This is a genomic window from Colwellia sp. RSH04, assembly GCF_003545765.1.
Lineage (GTDB): Bacteria > Pseudomonadota > Gammaproteobacteria > Enterobacterales > Alteromonadaceae > Colwellia.
This window is the reverse complement of sequence record NZ_QXIO01000004.1, coordinates 120416-138244: the sequence shown is the minus strand read 5'-3', so window position 1 is coordinate 138244 and position 17829 is coordinate 120416. Positions and strand designations below refer to the sequence as shown.

The 17829-nt window shown below is 38.6% G+C and carries 13 protein-coding genes and 1 pseudogene; 1 reads left to right on the top strand and 13 read right to left on the bottom strand.

Features of this window, described 5'->3' with window-relative positions:
• Positions 1-22: 22 nt before the first annotated feature.
• From D1094_RS08350 to D1094_RS08315, 7 genes are all read right to left on the bottom strand, one after another.
• A complete protein-coding gene (locus tag D1094_RS08350) occupies positions 23-2899 on the bottom strand; it encodes an ATP-binding protein (RefSeq protein ID WP_182440132.1) in 2877 nt (958 codons plus the stop codon).
• A gap of 86 nt (positions 2900-2985) precedes the next feature.
• On the bottom strand, positions 2986-3636 hold the full coding sequence (locus tag D1094_RS08345) for a GGDEF domain-containing protein (protein ID WP_118959645.1): 651 nt from the start codon (positions 3634-3636) through the stop codon (positions 2986-2988).
• A gap of 2 nt (positions 3637-3638) precedes the next feature.
• On the bottom strand, positions 3639-4829 hold the full coding sequence (locus D1094_RS08340; protein WP_118959644.1) for a 7TM-DISM domain-containing protein: 1191 nt from the start codon (positions 4827-4829) through the stop codon (positions 3639-3641).
• A gap of 471 nt (positions 4830-5300) precedes the next feature.
• Positions 5301-5696, bottom strand: a complete 396-nt coding sequence (locus D1094_RS08330; RefSeq protein ID WP_118959643.1) for a hypothetical protein — start codon at positions 5694-5696, stop codon at positions 5301-5303.
• A gap of 205 nt (positions 5697-5901) precedes the next feature.
• Positions 5902-8949: an efflux RND transporter permease subunit gene (locus D1094_RS08325; RefSeq protein WP_118959642.1), complete on the bottom strand. Its 3048-nt coding sequence runs from the start codon at positions 8947-8949 to the stop codon at positions 5902-5904.
• A 9-nt stretch (positions 8950-8958) separates the two neighbouring features.
• Complete coding sequence (locus tag D1094_RS08320; RefSeq protein ID WP_118959641.1) at positions 8959-10044, bottom strand: efflux RND transporter periplasmic adaptor subunit; 1086 nt, start codon at positions 10042-10044, stop codon at positions 8959-8961.
• 129 nt (positions 10045-10173) lie between these two features.
• Complete coding sequence (locus D1094_RS08315) at positions 10174-10896, bottom strand: TetR/AcrR family transcriptional regulator (RefSeq protein ID WP_118959640.1); 723 nt, start codon at positions 10894-10896, stop codon at positions 10174-10176.
• A 285-nt stretch (positions 10897-11181) separates the two neighbouring features.
• Between D1094_RS08315 and D1094_RS08310 the strand changes: the two are divergent.
• Positions 11182-11397, top strand: a pseudogene (locus tag D1094_RS08310) (acylphosphatase); the annotation flags it as partial.
• A gap of 12 nt (positions 11398-11409) precedes the next feature.
• Here the strand turns inward: D1094_RS08310 and D1094_RS08305 are convergent.
• From D1094_RS08305 to ilvM, 6 genes are all read right to left on the bottom strand, one after another.
• Positions 11410-11769 carry a hypothetical protein gene (locus D1094_RS08305; protein ID WP_118959639.1) on the bottom strand — a complete coding sequence of 120 codons (360 nt, stop codon included), beginning with the start codon at positions 11767-11769 and terminating at the stop codon, positions 11410-11412.
• Positions 11770-11852: 83 nt separating this feature from the next.
• Complete coding sequence (locus D1094_RS08300; protein ID WP_118959638.1) at positions 11853-12785, bottom strand: prohibitin family protein; 933 nt, start codon at positions 12783-12785, stop codon at positions 11853-11855.
• A 123-nt stretch (positions 12786-12908) separates the two neighbouring features.
• Positions 12909-14483: a threonine ammonia-lyase, biosynthetic gene (ilvA, locus tag D1094_RS08295; protein WP_118959637.1), complete on the bottom strand. Its 1575-nt coding sequence runs from the start codon at positions 14481-14483 to the stop codon at positions 12909-12911.
• Positions 14484-14526: 43 nt separating this feature from the next.
• The gene (ilvD, locus tag D1094_RS08290) at positions 14527-16389 is read right to left on the bottom strand and encodes a dihydroxy-acid dehydratase (RefSeq protein WP_118959636.1); all 1863 of its coding nucleotides are present in this window, start codon (positions 16387-16389) and stop codon (positions 14527-14529) included.
• 151 nt (positions 16390-16540) lie between these two features.
• A complete protein-coding gene (locus D1094_RS08285) occupies positions 16541-17467 on the bottom strand; it encodes a branched-chain amino acid transaminase (protein WP_118959635.1) in 927 nt (308 codons plus the stop codon).
• Between the two features lie 92 nt (positions 17468-17559).
• Positions 17560-17829: an acetolactate synthase 2 small subunit gene (gene ilvM / locus D1094_RS08280; RefSeq protein ID WP_118959634.1), complete on the bottom strand. Its 270-nt coding sequence runs from the start codon at positions 17827-17829 to the stop codon at positions 17560-17562.

Sequence of the window (17829 nt, the reverse complement as noted above, 5' to 3'; positions counted from 1 at the left end):
ACAGACCCTAATCATCAGCAGGTTAATCAGTAAAGTAACTGGCGAGTTCAACGAGCAGTTTGTCAGAGTTAATAGGTTTTGTGATATGGCTATTCATACCTGCCTGTAAACTTGTTTCTTTATCGTCGCTCATTGCATTGGCGGTGATAGCAATAATAGGTATTGTTTGATATTGCGGTAACTTTCTGATGTTGCATGTCGCTTCATAGCCATTCATAACAGGCATTTGAATATCCATTAGAATGATATCGAATAACATTTCTTGTGCGAGTTCAACTGCTTCAAGACCATTTTGCGCTAAGGAAACTTTCATCCCAAACTCTGTTAGCATTTTATTGGCAATGACTTGGTTTATTCGATTATCTTCAACTAGTAGCACTGTTTTATCACGCAGCTTAGTTATTAACTGCTCTGTGGTTGATTGTTGGCTTTGAGCAGGTAATTCATTATCGTTAGTTGTAACAGATGATTCCATCGTAACAATAGGTAAGAGGATAGAAAATTTAAACTGAGTACCTTTATTTTCTTCACTTTCTAAATGAATACTCCCCCCCATTAATTCGATTAAATTTTTGCATATAACTAACCCTAACCCCGACCCGCCGTAATTGCGAGTTGTTGAGTCATCGGCCTGTACAAACGTTGAAAATAACTTTTGCTGTTGAGCAGGAGAAATACCAATGCCAGTATCTACGACTGAAAAGTCAATAAAATCAGAATCTTTTCTTCGCGTTAAGTGCAGTGTAATGCTACCTGCTTCAGTAAATTTTATCGCGTTTGATAATAAGTTTGCCAGTACTTGTGAGCACCTAACCGAATCCCCTTTCACTAAAGTAAACAGGCTATCGTCCATAACAACATCTAAGGCAATTAATTTTTTCTCTGCCTGGTGTTGGTAAACATCAATGACAGCAAAAATAAATTTCTTAAAATCAAAGGTGGCTGATTCAATATCTAATTTACCCGCTTCAATTTTCGATATATCTAAAATGTCATTAAGGATGTGCATTAAATGATCTGATGATTGTTTTAGCTGTTCTACATAGCCCACTTGTTCATCATTTAATGGCGTTTTGCGCATTAATTCAGTTAAGCCAATAATCCCATTCATTGGGGTGCGAATTTCATGACTCATATTGGCCAAAAATAAGCTTTTAGCTTTATTGGCATCTTCAGCCGCTGCGGTTTTCTCAATCAGCTGTTTATTCGTATTAGCGAGTTCTTGTGTTCTTCTCAATACCCTCTTTTCTAGATTAATATTAATATTTTTAAGTTGTTCTTCGTGCTCTTTTTGTTCACTAATATCAAGGTTTGTACCAACCATACGTATGGGATCATTCGTTTTAGGATCTCGTACCACAAAGCCACGGGTTAAAATATCAACCAAATGGCCTTGTTTATGTATCATACGAAATTCAGTTTTATAATAAGGAGTTTTTCCAGCTAAATAATCAGCTAGAATTGATTTTACTTTGGCTCTATCTTCTTGATAAATTAGAGATTCTAATGTGCGTATTTTGGTAGGAAGTTCATGCTCACTATAACCTAACATATCAAGCCAGCGAGCTGAAAAGAATATAGAATCGTTAACAATATCCCAATCCCATAAGCCATCATTAGCCCCTTTCATCGCCAGTGCAAAGCGTTGCTCACTGTTAAACAATATTTTTTTATTTTTAGCGACAGTGATGAGTAAGTTGTTGAACTCATTGAATAACTGTTTAAATTCTAACGTGGTGCTATTGTGAGGGATTTCTTTCAGTGCGTTCTTATCTAAATGTCGAATACTTTGGGTAAATCGCTGTAATGGCTGAATGGTTTTATTAGAAAAATACATTAACCAGAGAAATGCTATTGCAGCAGAAAGCACAAAAGCGACCGTTAGAAAATAGCTTAATTGGTGGGTACGTGCTGCAAGAATTTGGTCACTGACGGTTAATTGGAGAACATAGCCCGTTGAGGGAATTGAATAAAAAAGGTGATGGAATGTCTCTTTATTTTCTTTTCTAATAAAATAGTACATATCACCATGACTGGTCGCTGCCATAATATTATTAGCATGTTCTGGCATTAACTGCATTAATGTTGTGCTTTTTGTCGATTTTTCACCATCAGCGTTAATAATAATCTGATTATCATCATTTTTTGCTAAATGAATAATATGTTTTGCTTGCCAGTGATACCAGTAAGTTCCGTCTTTACTGATTAACGCAAGCTTAGCTAAACCTGAAAAATCATCGGAAAGTTTTTCTTGCAAGTTATTCATAACATGGTTGATATTTTGCCATGGCAATGACCCGCCAATTAAGCCTGATGCATTGGCGTTCTCATCAATAATGCTGGAGGCGACTACCACCTGCTTGACGCCAGTAGTAAATGAAATCATAGGATTAGAGACATAAGTTATTCGCTCGTTTTTATCATTGTGCAGAACGGTCTTTTGCCAGTAATCTCTACTACGTATGTTTTTAGGCTGGGCTTCTGGTGAAGTATCATCGGTAGTTCTTAACATCATGACATGGGGGTTACCACCCGATGTATTATGGAATGTGCCATTTTTGCGACCAATAATAAATTTTTCGTAATATGATTTTTTAATCGCTAATGCATCTAACAGCAGCGGTCTCATTTCGAAAAAATTCATACTTTTTACTGCAGGTTGAATAGCTAATAACTCAACCTCAGCAAGTCTTGCTTTAAAAAAGCCATCTAGATGCTCAGTAGAAATGCGTAAATTGGTTTTTACGTTGTCTAAAACAACTTCATCGGTTGTGTTTGAGCTTTGCCAAATAGCGAAAATAAACGAAATGGCTAAAGGGAGAAAGCCACAAAGAATCAGCACAATGAGAATTTTGTTTTTAAGCTTCATTGAATTGTTAGTTGATTGTGAATATTTCAAGTGTAGTACATACGGGTGGGTTTTCCGTTAAATTGCGTGAATAACGCTATAAAAAGCTTTAGTTTTATTGCATTTATGTTCAGTCACTATACCGCAGAGTCTGTAACAGGAAAGTGCTGTGTTAGTTGGCCATCAGCTTCATTAACCATAATTCTATTTTTACCATTGTTTTTAGCAAGATAAAGCGCTTCATCTGCTGACTTTATCATTAGCTCGAAAGAGTTGTCTGATAGCTTTTCATCGTTAAATTGATTATCTAGACTACCAGCAACACCAAAGCTTGCGGTTACGCTTAAATGAGTATTACCAATATCAGAACGCAGTGCTTCAATTGCTTTTCGTACGCGTTCAGCTTGTATTGCTGCTTGTTCTCGAGATGTTTCAGGTAAAAATATAATGAATTCTTCACCTCCCCATCTTGCGGCAATATCTGCTTTTCTTATGGTTTGAGCAATGCAATTGGCTACGTTCTTTAAAATAATATCACCTGCATCGTGACCATTTTGATCGTTAATTCTTTTGAAGCTATCTAAATCAATTAAAACGATTGATGCATCGCGACCTATTCGCGCAATACTATGCCAAATAGGAACAGTGGCTTCTTGAAAGCCGCGACGATTATTTATATTGGTGAGTGCATCGGTGCGGGCATAACTTTCAGCGATGAGTTTATCCATTTTAGCCATACGAAATTGTTTGGCTAAAATAGCCGCCAACACAAAAGCTTCAAATGTCATGCCTATTTCAATCGCTTTAAAGGTGAAGTCGTTATAGGGAATAAAAATCCAGCGACCGCTAATGTCGATATGGTAATACAAACAGCTGCGGTAACAGAAGATAATAAGAATATCTTAGCAAAAGGCCTGTTTTCTTTAAGCGCACAAATACCCATAGCAATAAAGAGTGTGACAAACCCTGTGTTCAATAAAAAGGCGATTGCCATGGAGAATAAAAGTTGTTGGAGCAACAGGCCAATTAACATGGCAAAAGGAAGTATAGTGGTAATTTTTATTACCAGTTTATCTAATGCTGGGGAGTCACTTTTAGTATCAAGTAATGTACGTGCAAAGTGTAAGCCCGCAATGCTGTAGGTAATCATTAAAAAGATATCTAACCAATCTTGAAATAAGGGGCCAATATCAACAGTAATTAATGTATGGAGTTGTCCTGTGTACGATAAGCTATTTAAAGCAAAGCCAAACAAATACAAGCTATATAAGCCATATTCTTTTTGTCTTATGAAGATGAATAACACTAAGTTATAGAGTGCTAGCGCAAATATAATGCCATATAGAATTCCATATTCGTATGCAGACGAAATATCGCGCTTGGTTGCTTGCTCTTTGCTACTAAAATGAATCGGAACTGCAAGAGGGCCTTCACTTTGAATACGAATATAAATATCAGTGATGCCAGCAGAAAACTGATGCTCAAAGGCGTAAAAACGATATGGCATAGGTCGTTGCTCAAAAGGGATGCCATCACCCCCAACAATATGACGACTCACTTGGTTGTCTTCAACTAACCAAGTATCTATGTAATCAAGCCATGGCGTTTCAATTGAGAGCCGATAAGCTGATTGAACTTCGTGATGGTTTGAAACGCTAAACTTCATCCAAACAGGCTTTACCCCAATACCTAATGAAATTGAATTGCTATTACCTTGTTTAGTTTTCCCTTGAGAAAAGATTGAAATGGCTTGTGATAATGAAAGTTTTTTATCTGATTCCTGAAAATATTGAATATACGTTCCAACAGTTCCTGCTTTAAATTCGCTTAATTCTATTTCTTGTGCAGTTTTCTGCGCCCCAACTTTAGTGCTAAATAGGAAAAGGAAAACTAATAATATGCCAGCAACAATTACTCCTGAGGCTAATGGAATGAGCTTCTGAGCAGGTATTTTCTTATTATTACAAGTTAAAAACAGCATATTGTCGGTTGATTACAAATGATAATTTGTGTGAAACATTACTTTTAAATATAACACCGATTTTAATAACTAATGAAATCTATGGGAAATAATTGAACATATTACTAATTTTGGATGCCAATGAAGTTTTTATAAACAGAAGCTATTGCTAAAGTCCATTCAGCAGAAGCTTTGCCGTCAGCTCCTATACATTAAGTGATTTTAACTGATAATCCTGAGGCTTTTGCAAGTACTTCTTGTGGCCAACCATTTTCGGTACGTAATGCTTTTAATTTACTTGTAGATAGAAACAATGCTACCTCCTTTGTGGTATACCAACAACGAGGAAAACATATCAAAGATATGTAAAAAAATACTAGAAAATTAGCCTGATAAATTTTCGGCAGTATACGATATTTATTAAATATCAGTAGGTTATAGGGATTGTTGAACTCTATTTAATAGGTATGAACGCTTGTCATTTTCCGTAAGTTAACACTGGTTAGATAACCAAAGCTGCTCTAATCGTTTTGTGGGTAATTGATCGTTATTAAATTTCTTTATTTCGAAAAGGGTTTTACAAATTTGTATTCTAGCCTCCTCAACTTTAACGGCTTTTTCTGCATCACTGAGCTGGCTATTGGTAAAGGCTTCAATAAGAATTTTATTATGCTTTTCAATATTACTCGAAAGAGCGGCAAGTAACTTATCATCGATAATAGCGTCGATGGTTTTAATACCAACTTTCAGAGGTTTCTTTGCTCGCTTTTGAAGTAAGCGTACTTTGCGATTATCAACTTTTTTGTTGCTATCACGCGCGGTATAAAATGCCTGAATCAAACTACCTAGGGCGCTTACACTTGCAACAAATAATCCTGCGATATCCAAAAGTGACTCCTATTATTCCATTATGTTGAGTAAACCGTTTCGCTGAAAAGGTTGGCGGTAACGATTGCTGTAGATTAACGCATGTTACTGTTTAAAGGGAACTTATTTATATATGATTTCAGTAGTTTTTGAGATTTTTTTGAAAAGTTAGTATATAAAAAAGCCTGATATAAGTATCAGGCTTTGCTTTATAAAAAATAGATATTTATTTCGCTAGTTTTGTTCTTTTTTCAGCGAGTAGTAAATAAAAACTCGGTAAGATAAAGAGCGTAAAGATGGTGCCAATAAACATACCTGCTACTAAGATAATACCAATGCTATTTCTTGCCTCAGCGCCAGCACCAGTCACTAACACCAATGGGAAGTGACCTAAAATAGTCGCCGCTGTTGTCATTAGTATTGGACGCAACCTTGTTGTGGCAGCTTCAGTAACAGCAGCCAGTTTATTTGCGCCTTGCTCTTGAGCATGGTTTGCAAATTCAACAATTAAAATACCATTTTTCGCAATTAAGCCAATTAAGGTAATTAAACCAATTTGTGAGTATATATTGATGGTAGTCAGTTCAATATAAGGTATTAATAAAGCGCCGGATAAGGCCAATGGCACACACCCTAATAACACCACCAAGGGATCTCTAAAGCTATTAAATTGAATGGCTAAGACTAAAAAGACAATAAGTAGAGATACGGCTAAGACCATGATCAAGGTATTACCTTCTTGGCGCAGTTGTCTTGATTCACCAGCGTAGTCAATGGTGTAGCCTAACGGTAGAATATCGCTAGCTGCATTTTCTAATGCAGTTAGTGCTGCTTCTTTATTTGAACCAGGGGCTACTGCGCCATAAACTCTAAAAGCATTTTGTTGAGCAAAGGTACCAAGTTGTCTTGGTACTGTTTTCCATGTTAAATCAGCCACCGCTGAAATGGGCATTAGCTCACCCGAAGGTAGTTTAATGTTTAAGGAAAGAATGGCTTCTGTTTTAGTGCGAACATCGTCATTTACAATAGGAATTACACGGTACGCTTTGCCGTTATCATCAAAACGATTAACAAAATTGTTAGATAATAGAATGCCTAATTGTTGGCTAATTTGCGCGACACTCATGCCTAAATCAGCTACTTTTTGACGATTAATTTTTAATTCAACTTGAGGTAAGTCTATCTTTAAGTCGGTATCAGCATAAAGGAATTGTCCACTGCCAAATGCTGCGCCTACTAATTGATCAGCGTATTGCTTCATGTCGGTAAAGGGGGCGGATGATTTAACGACCATCTCAATTTCAAATTGTCCTGAAGTTGGCAATGATGAAGGTAAGATAGGAAACATATTTAAGCCGGGTATTTGTGCTAATTTTCCGTATATTTGAGGCAAAACTGACTGCGCACTAAAATCGCGTTGGTCGGCATTAACTAACTCTAAGCCACCAAATCCACCTGAGCCAAAAATAATCTGCCAAATTTGTTTACCACCTTCAATCTCTTTTAAACTGTCTACTACAGGATGTATTTGCGCTACGTTATAGGTTAATGATGAATCAGGCGGTGATTGAATAACAAACATAATGCCCGCTTGATCTTCCACAGGAGCCAATTCTTTTTGCGAAAACATATAGAAGGGCACTGCGAGTAATGACACTACAAACGCAATGAGAAATACTTGCCCTTTCCAATTGAAAATATGTGTTAGTAACTTACCGTATGCACGCTGTACTTTGTCAAAAAGATGATTCACCTTGCGGGTTAACCAGCCTTCTTGTCCGCCTTTAGGTGACACATAAGCACTCATAATTGGCGATAAGGTAATAGCGACGATACCTGAAATGATGACGGCAATCGCTAAAGTAAAAGCAAATTCTTTAAATAACACCCCTGTTAAACCAGATAAAAAGCCAATAGGAGCATAAACTGCCGCGAGGGTTAACGTCATTGAAATAATAGGTACTAGCAGCTGTCTTGAACTGATTAACGCAGCGTCAATTTTAGACATACCTTCACGCATCAGTCTTGCAACGTTTTCCACAACCACGATGGCATCATCAACCACTAAACCCACTGATAATACAATGGCTAACACTGTAAGCAGGTTTAGAGAGAAGCCCATCATAGCCATTGATGCAATGGCACCTAGAATAGAAATAGGAATCGTAATTAAAGGAACAATGGCACTTCTAAATGACCCCATAAGCAGTAAGACTACTAAGCCAACTAAAATAACGGTTTCGATTAACGTGGTGAAAATCTCTTTTAAGGCATCACGCATATATAGGGTGCCGTCGTAGGCAAAATCAATTGTAAGCCCTTGAGGTAACGTTTTATTTAACTCGGCGACTTTTTTATATAAGCGATCACCAATAGCGATTTCATTGGCACCCGGTAGTGGCCAAACAGAAATATAAACCGCATCGTTTTCATTCAGCCTAGCGGTCACGTTACTGTCTTCGGCAGCAAGTTTGATGGTAGCAATATCTTTTAAATAGATATTAGCGCCATCGATTTCGCTAACGACTAATTGTTCAAATTCAGCAACACTTCGTAACTGTGTATTGGCAACAATATCGATTTTCTGGTGATTATTTTCAACATAGCCCATGGTGGCAATGGTGTTATTAGATTGTAATGCTTGATACACATCGCTGGCGCTTAAGTTAAATGTTGTTAGTGCCTGTGCGTCTAACCAAACTCGCATTGCTGGTGTTCTTGCCCCTTCAATTCCAACACGCTGGACTCCTTCAATAGCGTTCAAAATAGGATTTACTTGACGAGTGAGGTAATCGGTAATGCGAGATAAATCATTGCCGTTGGCATGTACATTGAGGTAAAAAACTGCAAAAGGGCGATCGGCTCGACTAACAGATACTACAGGGTCTTGAGAGCCTGAAGGCAATTCATAACGAATTTGCCCTAAACGCGCAGTTAATTCAGCTAAGGCTAAGGTACTATTCTCATTCAATTTCAGCCACGCAGTAACTTTACTGCTGCCCGAGGTGCTGGTGGAATCGACATATTCAACACCCGGCACGGTAGCCGCGACTCGTTCAATAGGTTCAGTGATAAAGCCTTGCACCACATCAGCAGATGCACCAATGTAATAGGTATCAATAACAAGTGAAGCACTTTCAATTTTAGGAAACTGTAAAACGGGAATTTTACTGGCAGACCAAACACCTGCAATACAAATAATAATAGATAATACGATGGCAACGACAGGGCGACGGACAAAGATATCCATTATCGACGATTTAGAGTCTTTCATGAGCTTTCCTTATTGCGCTGAATTGTCATTGGCAATATAGACTTTCATGCCAGGGAACAGTTTAAAGGCTCCTTTACTGGCAATTAATTGCCCAGGTGTCAGACCTGTTAAAATCATCACTGTATCGCCTTGACGTTCACCTAATTCTACCTTGGTTTGTTGTGCGCGATAGTCGCCGTTATCATCTTTGTTTAATAAAAAGACGTAAGTGCCTAGCGAATCACGCTTAATGGCTAAATCTGGCACCGAAGTTAAACGTTGTTGCTTGGCTATTGGTGCATGTACTGTCACTAAAGTGTTTGGTTTAAGAAGTAGTTCTTTAGATGCAATTTGTGCACGATATTTTAAGTGACGTGACTGTTTAGATAATTGCGGATCGACCGCGATAATTTCAGCACTATAAGAGGTTGTTTGATTCATAGGTGTTACTTGAATTTTAGAGCCAACAGTTAACTCTTGATAAAGTTGTGGTAAATGAAAATCAATCCAAGTGTAATCATGAATGCCAACAAGAGAAAAAACGTAGCTGTTTTTATCAAGGTACTGTCCAACTTCTAATGTATGTATAGCAATGCGACCTTTAAATGGCGCAATAAGTTGCTTTTTCGATATGGCAGTTGATAACACCGCAATGTCTGATTTAGCGATATTTACTGCGGCTAATGCTTTATCAACTTGCTCTGCACTGATTTCATTATTCTGTTGTAATTTAATGTAGCGAGCATGGGTTTGTTCATTAAGTGTTAAGGCCGCTTTTGCCGCAATTAATCTGGCATTTTCATCGCGATGATCTAATTCCAGTAAGACTTGCCCTTTTTCAACGATACTGCCAGAAGGTGCATTTAATTTAGTAATAACACCCGCTAATTCATTATTTAATTGTATATATTTAAAAGCTTGCACTTCACCACTAACTTGCACATGTTTTTGAAAATTAATTGATTGTGCTTTAACAGCATCTACCGTTGCAGAAGGCTCAGGCATACTAGCCGCTTGAGCACTAGCAGCAGCTTGTAGTGATGTTTTATAACTATGTAAGCCAAAAATTAGCCCTGCTAATAGGCCTATAACGATAATCCAGCGAGTAAATTTCATGATATTTCCTTGTGTTCATTGGCTGTGTTTACAGCGAATGAATGATTTATTCATTATAACGAGCACTTTCTTATACGAATTGGTATTAGAGAGCAGGCTCTTTCATTAAGCGTAGTAAAGTTTTTGTGTTTATCTTAAACCTGCTTGTTCTAAAGATTTGCAAGTGTCTACAATACTTTTGCTAGTGAGTTTTTCTCGCCAGTCGAAGGTATTTAGTAGTCTTTGCATATTGCGAATATGTATATGTTCTGGCGCTAATGCACTATTGTGTTGACTATCATGTGGAATTTGGTTCATTTGCCAATTTTCATGAATACGAACCACTTGAAAGTAACCGATCATCATTGACCATGTTGAAATGCCAATTTCATCAATATCATGGTTTACAGTGATCAACTCGCCAGAATCTGCCGCTTGTTTGATAAAGCTTTTAAACGTTGATTCACACACTTCTCCGCAATTAACCATATGTTGCACCCACCTTGTGGAGCATCTTTTCATCATGGCAGTAGTATTTACAATGCTCTCTAGCTGATCATCAAATGAGTACATTTGTACTTTTGAATAACTCAACAAGCTCATTGCGATAATACGTTGAGGAGTATTTAAAGGTAATGATAAAACTTGCTGGTAAGTAAGATGGCGCTGCTGATACATATTGGTCGCCAAAGCGATTAAGACATCTTCTTTGCATTGCACAAACTTATAAACTGACCCCATAGAAAGCCCTGCAAGCTTGGCAATAGCTGACATTGAAAAATCAAGTAAGTTGGTTTGTTCTATTACCGCTATTGCGGCATTGAGAATTAACTTTTCTTGTTCATCAGGGCTGTATTTAGGCGCTGGAGCCATATTTAATCTCTTTTTGTAATTTTATTCGAATAGCATTCGAACGTGATTATAATTTGATTGTCGCTAAGATCAAGTCCTATCTTTCGTCATAGAATTTAAAGGTTTATATGTCGTGATTGATTTTGACAAGGGAATACCCATTCTCTACAATCAACGCTCAGTCTCTAAGCCTTTAAATCCTCGCGAAGAGACCTCTTTCTTATTTGAATTGGGCTAAGTATGAACAGTAATAGCATCAAAGCCATTGTCAGTGGCAAAGTACAAAAAGTGTAGTTTCGTGCCAATACACAAAAAAAAGCGCAGCAACTCAAGGTCATGGGTCATGCGATTAATTTAGCCAATGGCGATGTTGAGGTATTAGCCTATGGTGATATTACTCAACTAGTCGCGTTAGTTGATTGGTTACATGTAGGCTCTGAAAAGTCCGAAGTTAAACGAGTGACTGTGACCGAGTTGGCTGATAATGAACTAGCCCATTTAACTAGTTTTACAACAGGCTAAGCAGACATTGCTTTATATTAATGCTGTGTTAAATAACAGAGCAGGCAGTAGAAAAACACTTGAGAATAATAGTGAACTTGTAAACACTAAAGCAGCGGTATAAAAAATACTTTGGGTAATATATATTTTGGGTTGCATTAGCGCACTCTGCTGTAGTGAGCCCTTTATAAAGTTCACGTTATTTTTCACTTGAATCACTTTGTTGAAGAACCAGTTAAAGTAAGGTTTGTAGTAAAGAAATAAAAAGCCAAAGACAAGCTCAATTCCACCTAAATCGGCAATAAAAATAAACTCAGGTGCAAAAGGGACTATGGCAGCCATTACAATAATAAATAGTAATTGCTGTGTTTTTGACAGTTGCTTCCATTGCATGGTTAAAACCCTGTTTGATTAAATGTTTGAGAAGAAAAGGTTACTCTCTGCAAGGAGTAAGTAACCTTGTAAGCATGGTAATGTTATTTCTCTTTCATGTTCCAGAGAATATCCTGACCACTGCCCATTACGGTGGTCGGTAATTTACCATCCCACTGCTGTGCTTTAACATAATCTACTAGCGTATTATTAGCTTTAATCGCTTGTGCTTTTTTCAGCATCGCTTCAGCTTCTGCTATACCTTTTACACGAATTGCTTCCGCCTCTGCTTTTGCTTCTACTTCTGTCGCATATGCTGAACCGTCTGCGCGCGCTTTTTCTGCATCACGTTTTGCTTCAGCCGTGTTAACTTCACGTTGGGCTTCTAACTTTTGACGTTCTAAACGATGCTTTTCAGCGGCGGCCAAGTTTTTCTCAGTTTGCTTGGTCTCGATACTTTGTAAGTATTTTTTTGGCAGAATTAAGTTTTCTATTTGTACGCTATCAAGTTTTACTGGAAATTCAGCCATGGCAGAAAGTAAGGTTTCTTCAATTTTTTGAATGACTTGACCACGATTTTGGATGATTTGTTCCGCTTTGAAACGTGCTAAGGCATCTTTAGTTGCAGAGCGTAAACGAGGATCTAAAATACGATTCTCAAATTGGTCTAAACCGCCATAACCTTTGTATAGCTCAAAAGCTTCTGCACGAATTACCGTCCAGTTCACCGATACTTCTGCCTGAACAGGCATTTGCTCAAAGGTTGATGCTTTTAAGTTTTCAGTATTTTTACGGGTACGTATTTCAAGTTCTTCAATGCCATCAGCAAAGGGAACTTTGGTATGTAAGCCAGGGTTAACTTGTGTTGTTGCTTCGCCAAAGCGTTTGACGATACCAACATGACCTTCATCGATAGTGTAAAATACTTGCCATAAAACGATGCCCGATATGATGGCTATGGCTGCTTTACCTAAATGCTTTCCTGCTTGAGCAGTATCAACATTGACGGTATTTTTGGTTAGTCCTTTGTTTAGCATAAAAACTCCTTTGCTATTATTATATTTATTTTGTTGTCATGACATAATATGACCAGTTAGACATAATATGTCAAGCTGGTCATTTTAGAGCGCTTATTTGAAAGGAAGTTTTATTTGGGGGAATTAACTTAAAAACGTTTGATAAGCAAGGTTGTCAGTTTCTTCTTGCCATTGATAACCAAGATCATCAAGGTGTTGAAAAAACTCTTTTTCTTTAGCCTGACTAATTTCAAAACCTGCAAGCACTTGGCCAAATGCAGCGCCATGGTTACGGTAATGAAACAAGGTAATATTCCATAATTCACCCATAGCCGCTAAAAATTTCTCTAATGCGCCTGGATGTTCAGGAAATTCAAAACTGAACAAACGTTCTTCTTTTTGGCTACTGGTGTCGTTATTTTTACCACCAATCATGTATCGAATATGAAGCTTAGCTAATTCATTATCGGTAAAATCCCTGACAAGGTAATTGGCCTTGGTTAAGCTTTGTAATAACTCTTGCCTTTCTTGAACACTGCCGCCTAGACGAACACCAACGAAGATTTCTGCGCTGGGTTTTCCAGAGTAACGATAGTTAAACTCGGTAATGGCTCGATTACCAATAATTTTACAAAAGCGTTTGAAACTGCCTTTTTCTTCAGGAATAGTTACCGCAAGTATTGCTTCTTTTTTCTCACCTAATTCACAACGCTCAGAGACATAACGTAAGCTATGAAAATTCATGTTAGCGCCAGAAAGTACCGCTGCCAATGATTGACCACCTGCTTCATTATTTGCTTGCTGTAATTGACAATACTTCTGTAAACCCGCTAAAGACAGCGCACCTGCAGGCTCAGCTATAACACGCGTTTGTTCGAAAATATCTTTAATTGAAGCGCAAATCTCATCGGTTGTTACCGTGATTACATCATCGCAATAACGTTTAATCAGCTCAAAGGTATGCTCACCTATACGTTTCACCGCCACGCCATCGGCAAATAAACCGACTTGCTCTAAATCGACAGGCGTTCCAGCTTCAAGTGCCGCTTTTAAGCAGGCTGAATCTTGTGCTTCAACTCCAATAATTTTTGTTTTTGGGCTTAATTGCTTCAAATAAACGGCCATACCTGCAAGTAAACCACCGCCACCGACAGGGACAAAAACTACATCTGCCTGAGGCAGCTGCTGTAATAACTCTTTAGCCACTGTACCTTGACCCGCAATTACATCAGTATCGTCAAAAGGATGGATTAAGGTTTTATTTTCTTGTTCAGCAAACGCTAACGATGCAACTTGTGCTTCGTTAAAGCTATTGCCAACTAAACGTACCTCACCACCAAAGCGACGCACATTATCGACTTTGATATCTGGCGTTGTTTTTGGCATGACAATAGTGGCTTTAATACCAAGCTTATTTGCTGCTAATGCTAAACCTTGAGCATGATTGCCTGCAGAAGCGGCAATAACACCATGAATACATTGCTCCTCTGATAAGCTGGATAGTTTGTTATAAGCACCTCTAAGTTTAAACGAATGAACAGGTTGCTGATCTTCACGCTTTAAATAGATTTGATTACCAAATCTAGCGGTAAGCTTAGTTAACGGGGTTAAATCTGTTTCAACCACAACATCATAGATAGGTGCGAGCAATATGCGTCGCAAATAATCTAATTCTTGTGCTTGCTGAGCTAATAGCTCTTGGCTTTGTTCTTCAGTCATAATAGGTGCTTACAATAGTATTTCGTCATTGCTTATTTGTCGGTTACTTATCAGTTAAGCCGTCAAGTAAATCTCTGTTTCGAACTGCACCCTTATCGGCACTGGTTGCTAACATGGCATAGTTTTTAAGCGCATAACTAATTGGGCGAACACGGTCTGCTGGTTTCCAAGCATCTTTACCTTTGGCTTCCATGTTTGCTCGACGTTGAGCTAGCTCTTCTTCGCTGACATTTAAGCTAATCGCACGGCTTGGGATATCTATGTGAATAATATCGCCTTGTTCAACTAAAGCGATGGTGCCGCCACTACCAGCTTCTGGTGACACATGTCCGATTGATAAACCCGATGTACCACCTGAGAAGCGTCCATCAGTTAATAATGCACATGCTTTGCCTAAACCCATAGATTTTAAATAAGTGGTTGGATAAAGCATTTCTTGCATGCCAGGGCCACCCTTTGGACCTTCGTAGCGAATGACCACCACTTCACCAGCAACAACCTTGCCATCTAAAATGCCTTTTACGGCATCATCTTGGCTTTCAAACACATGGGCAGGGCCAGTGAACGTTAAGTTGTCATCACTTACACCGGCAGTTTTTACTACACAGCCATCAACAGCGATATTACCCGAGAGAACAGCTAGGCCACCTTCCAAAGAAAAAGCATTGTCTATTGAACGAATACAACCGTTTTCGCGATCATCATCTAGGGTATCCCAACGACAATCTTGGCTAAATGCTTTAGTTGTACGAATACCTGCTGGGCCTGCACGGTAGAACTTTTTAACGTCTTCATCTTCAGTGACTTTAATGTCATATTGTGCGATGACGTCAGCTAAAGTAGTGCCCAACACATTGGGTACGTCGGTATTTAGTAAGTTAGCACGTGCTAACTCACCTAAGATGGCGATAACACCACCTGCACGGTGAACATCTTCCATGTGATAATCAGGTGTTGAAGGGGCAACTTTACATAGTTGCGGCACGATACGTGATAATTTATCCATATCTTCCATGGTGTAATCAATTTCAGCTTCTTGCGCCGTCGCTAATAAATGCAAAATAGTATTGGTAGAGCCACCCATGGCAATATCAAGACACATCGCATTGTGCAAAGCCTCTTTACTGGCAATGTTACGTGGTAAAGCACTTTCATCATTGTCTTGATAGTAACGTTTGGTTAATTCAACAATTTGCTTACCTGCTTTTAAGAAGAGTTGCTCTCTGTCAGCATGGGTGGCTAACATTGAGCCATTACCAGGTAATGCTAAGCCAAGGGCTTCAGCAAGACAGTTCATTGAGTTAGCGGTAAACATACCAGAACATGAACCACAGGTAGGGCACGCTGAGCGTTCAACTTCATCACTTTGCTCGTCAGAAACTGTTGGGTCAGCGCCTTGAATCATGGCATCTACTAAATCAAGTTTGATTATCTGATCAGAAAGCTTGGTTTTACCTGCTTCCATTGGCCCACCAGAAACGAAAATGACTGGAATATTTAAACGCATCGCAGCCATTAACATACCCGGCGTAATTTTGTCACAGTTTGAGATACAAACCATGGCATCAGCACAATGAGCGTTAACCATATACTCTACTGAGTCAGCAATTAAATCGCGCGACGGTAAGCTGTAAAGCATACCGCTATGGCCCATAGCAATGCCATCATCAACGGCAATGGTATTAAACTCTTTGGCGACACCGCCGGCTTCTTCAATCGCGCCAGCCACTAATTGTCCCATGTCTTTTAAATGCACATGACCAGGTACAAATTGAGTAAATGAATTAACAACGGCAATAATAGGTTTACCAAAGTCATTATCTGTCATACCTGTGGCGCGCCATAAAGCACGAGCACCAGCCATATTGCGACCTTGAGTTGAAGTTGCTGATCTTAATTTTGCCATGGTCTTACTACCTGTTTAATCATTGATAATACGTTTAAAGGAAATATAATTTGAGCAATGGGCTTGAATAAGCCGACTGTTAAAATAATACTTGAGAAAATCGCTAAACGTTAAAAATGTTAACGTTTAGCTTTGTGAGGTTTACTGTTGATTATTCAACAGATTCTAACCAACCCCATTTGTCTTCTGTAGTACCATCAAAAATACCAAAGAAGGCTTCTTGAAGTGCTTTAGTTACAGGGCCTCGAGAACCATCACCTACAGGTAAACCGTCTACTGATTTAACCGGAACTATTTCGGTTGCAGTACCTGTCATAAAGAATTCATCAGCAATGTATAAGGCATCACGAGCGATAGTTTCTTCGCGTACTTCATAGCCTAAGTCTTTAGCAAGAACCATAACAGCATCACGCGTTAAACCTGATAAAATTGAAGCACTACCTGGTGGTGTATAAATAATACCTTTACGCACTAAAAATAAGTTTTGACCTGCGCCTTCACTGATTTGGTTATTAACATCCATGGCAATACCTTCAGTATAACCGTGACGTCCAGCTTCCATTGAAATAAGCTGTGAAGACAAGTAGTTACCACCGGCTTTAGCCGCAGTAGGCATAGTGTTTGGTGCTAAACGATTCCAACTTGAAACGCCTACCTCTACGCCGTTTTCAATGGCGTCAGCACCTAAATAGGCTTCCCAACTAAAGGCGGCAATCATTAGGTCTGCTTCTGCATCTGCTGGTGGACGAAGGCCCATACCTACATCACCTAAAAAGGCGAGCGGACGTAAATAAGCTGATTTTAGCTCATTTTTAACAACTGAATCTTTACAGGCTTGTACAACCTCTGCATTCGTATATGGGATAGTCATACGGTAAATTTTTGCTGAATCAAATAGGCGATCTATATGTTCTTGCAAGCGAAAGATGCACGTACCTTTATGCGTATTATAGGCGCGAATACCTTCAAACACTGATGAACCATAATGCAGCGCGTGACTCATTACGTGTACTTTGGCATTTTGCCAAGGCATGAGTTCACCGTTAAACCAAATATATTCTGCGTTTACTTTTGCCATGTTCTTTTTCCTAATATTTTATTTCTACTGATTAACTCTTAAAGTTGAAAATTGAATTAATTCAGTGTTTATATGGGTGCTGTAATAATATGTTAGGCGCTATGTTGTTGCGCGCCATTATTCTCGGCTTTATTGTCTACTTTGACACCCTTTATGTCGATCAGTTTATTGATTTGATCGATTAAAAGTTCAATTGGTCGCTCACTACTGACAAATAACTCAATCGTGGCGATTTGATTGCCCGTGTTAACTTGAGCATTCATCCCATTGATTAAAAATCCACGATAGCGTGTTACCTGCAAAATTCTCTCTAAGACAACTTGCTTGTCATCGGTCATGATAATTAATTTATAATCGTTCAT

Bases quoted from the DNA above. Each gene is read 5' to 3' on its own strand.
- D1094_RS08345 (WP_118959645.1), bottom strand. From the start codon at position 3,636: ATGACATTTGAAGCTTTTGTGTTGGCGGCTATTTTAGCCAAACAATTT.
- D1094_RS08340 (WP_118959644.1), bottom strand. From the start codon at position 4,829: ATGCTGTTTTTAACTTGTAATAATAAGAAAATACCTGCTCAGAAGCTC.
- D1094_RS08325 (WP_118959642.1), bottom strand. From the start codon at position 8,949: ATGAAAGACTCTAAATCGTCGATAATGGATATCTTTGTCCGTCGCCCT.
- D1094_RS08320 (WP_118959641.1), bottom strand. From the start codon at position 10,044: ATGAAATTTACTCGCTGGATTATCGTTATAGGCCTATTAGCAGGGCTA.
- D1094_RS08315 (WP_118959640.1), bottom strand. From the start codon at position 10,896: ATGGCTCCAGCGCCTAAATACAGCCCTGATGAACAAGAAAAGTTAATT.
- D1094_RS08305 (WP_118959639.1), bottom strand. From the start codon at position 11,769: ATGCAATGGAAGCAACTGTCAAAAACACAGCAATTACTATTTATTATT.
- D1094_RS08300 (WP_118959638.1), bottom strand. From the start codon at position 12,785: ATGCTAAACAAAGGACTAACCAAAAATACCGTCAATGTTGATACTGCT.
- ilvA (WP_118959637.1), bottom strand. From the start codon at position 14,483: ATGACTGAAGAACAAAGCCAAGAGCTATTAGCTCAGCAAGCACAAGAA.
- ilvD (WP_118959636.1), bottom strand. From the start codon at position 16,389: ATGGCAAAATTAAGATCAGCAACTTCAACTCAAGGTCGCAATATGGCT.
- D1094_RS08285 (WP_118959635.1), bottom strand. From the start codon at position 17,467: ATGGCAAAAGTAAACGCAGAATATATTTGGTTTAACGGTGAACTCATG.
- ilvM (WP_118959634.1), bottom strand. From the start codon at position 17,829: ATGAACGATTATAAATTAATTATCATGACCGATGACAAGCAAGTTGTC.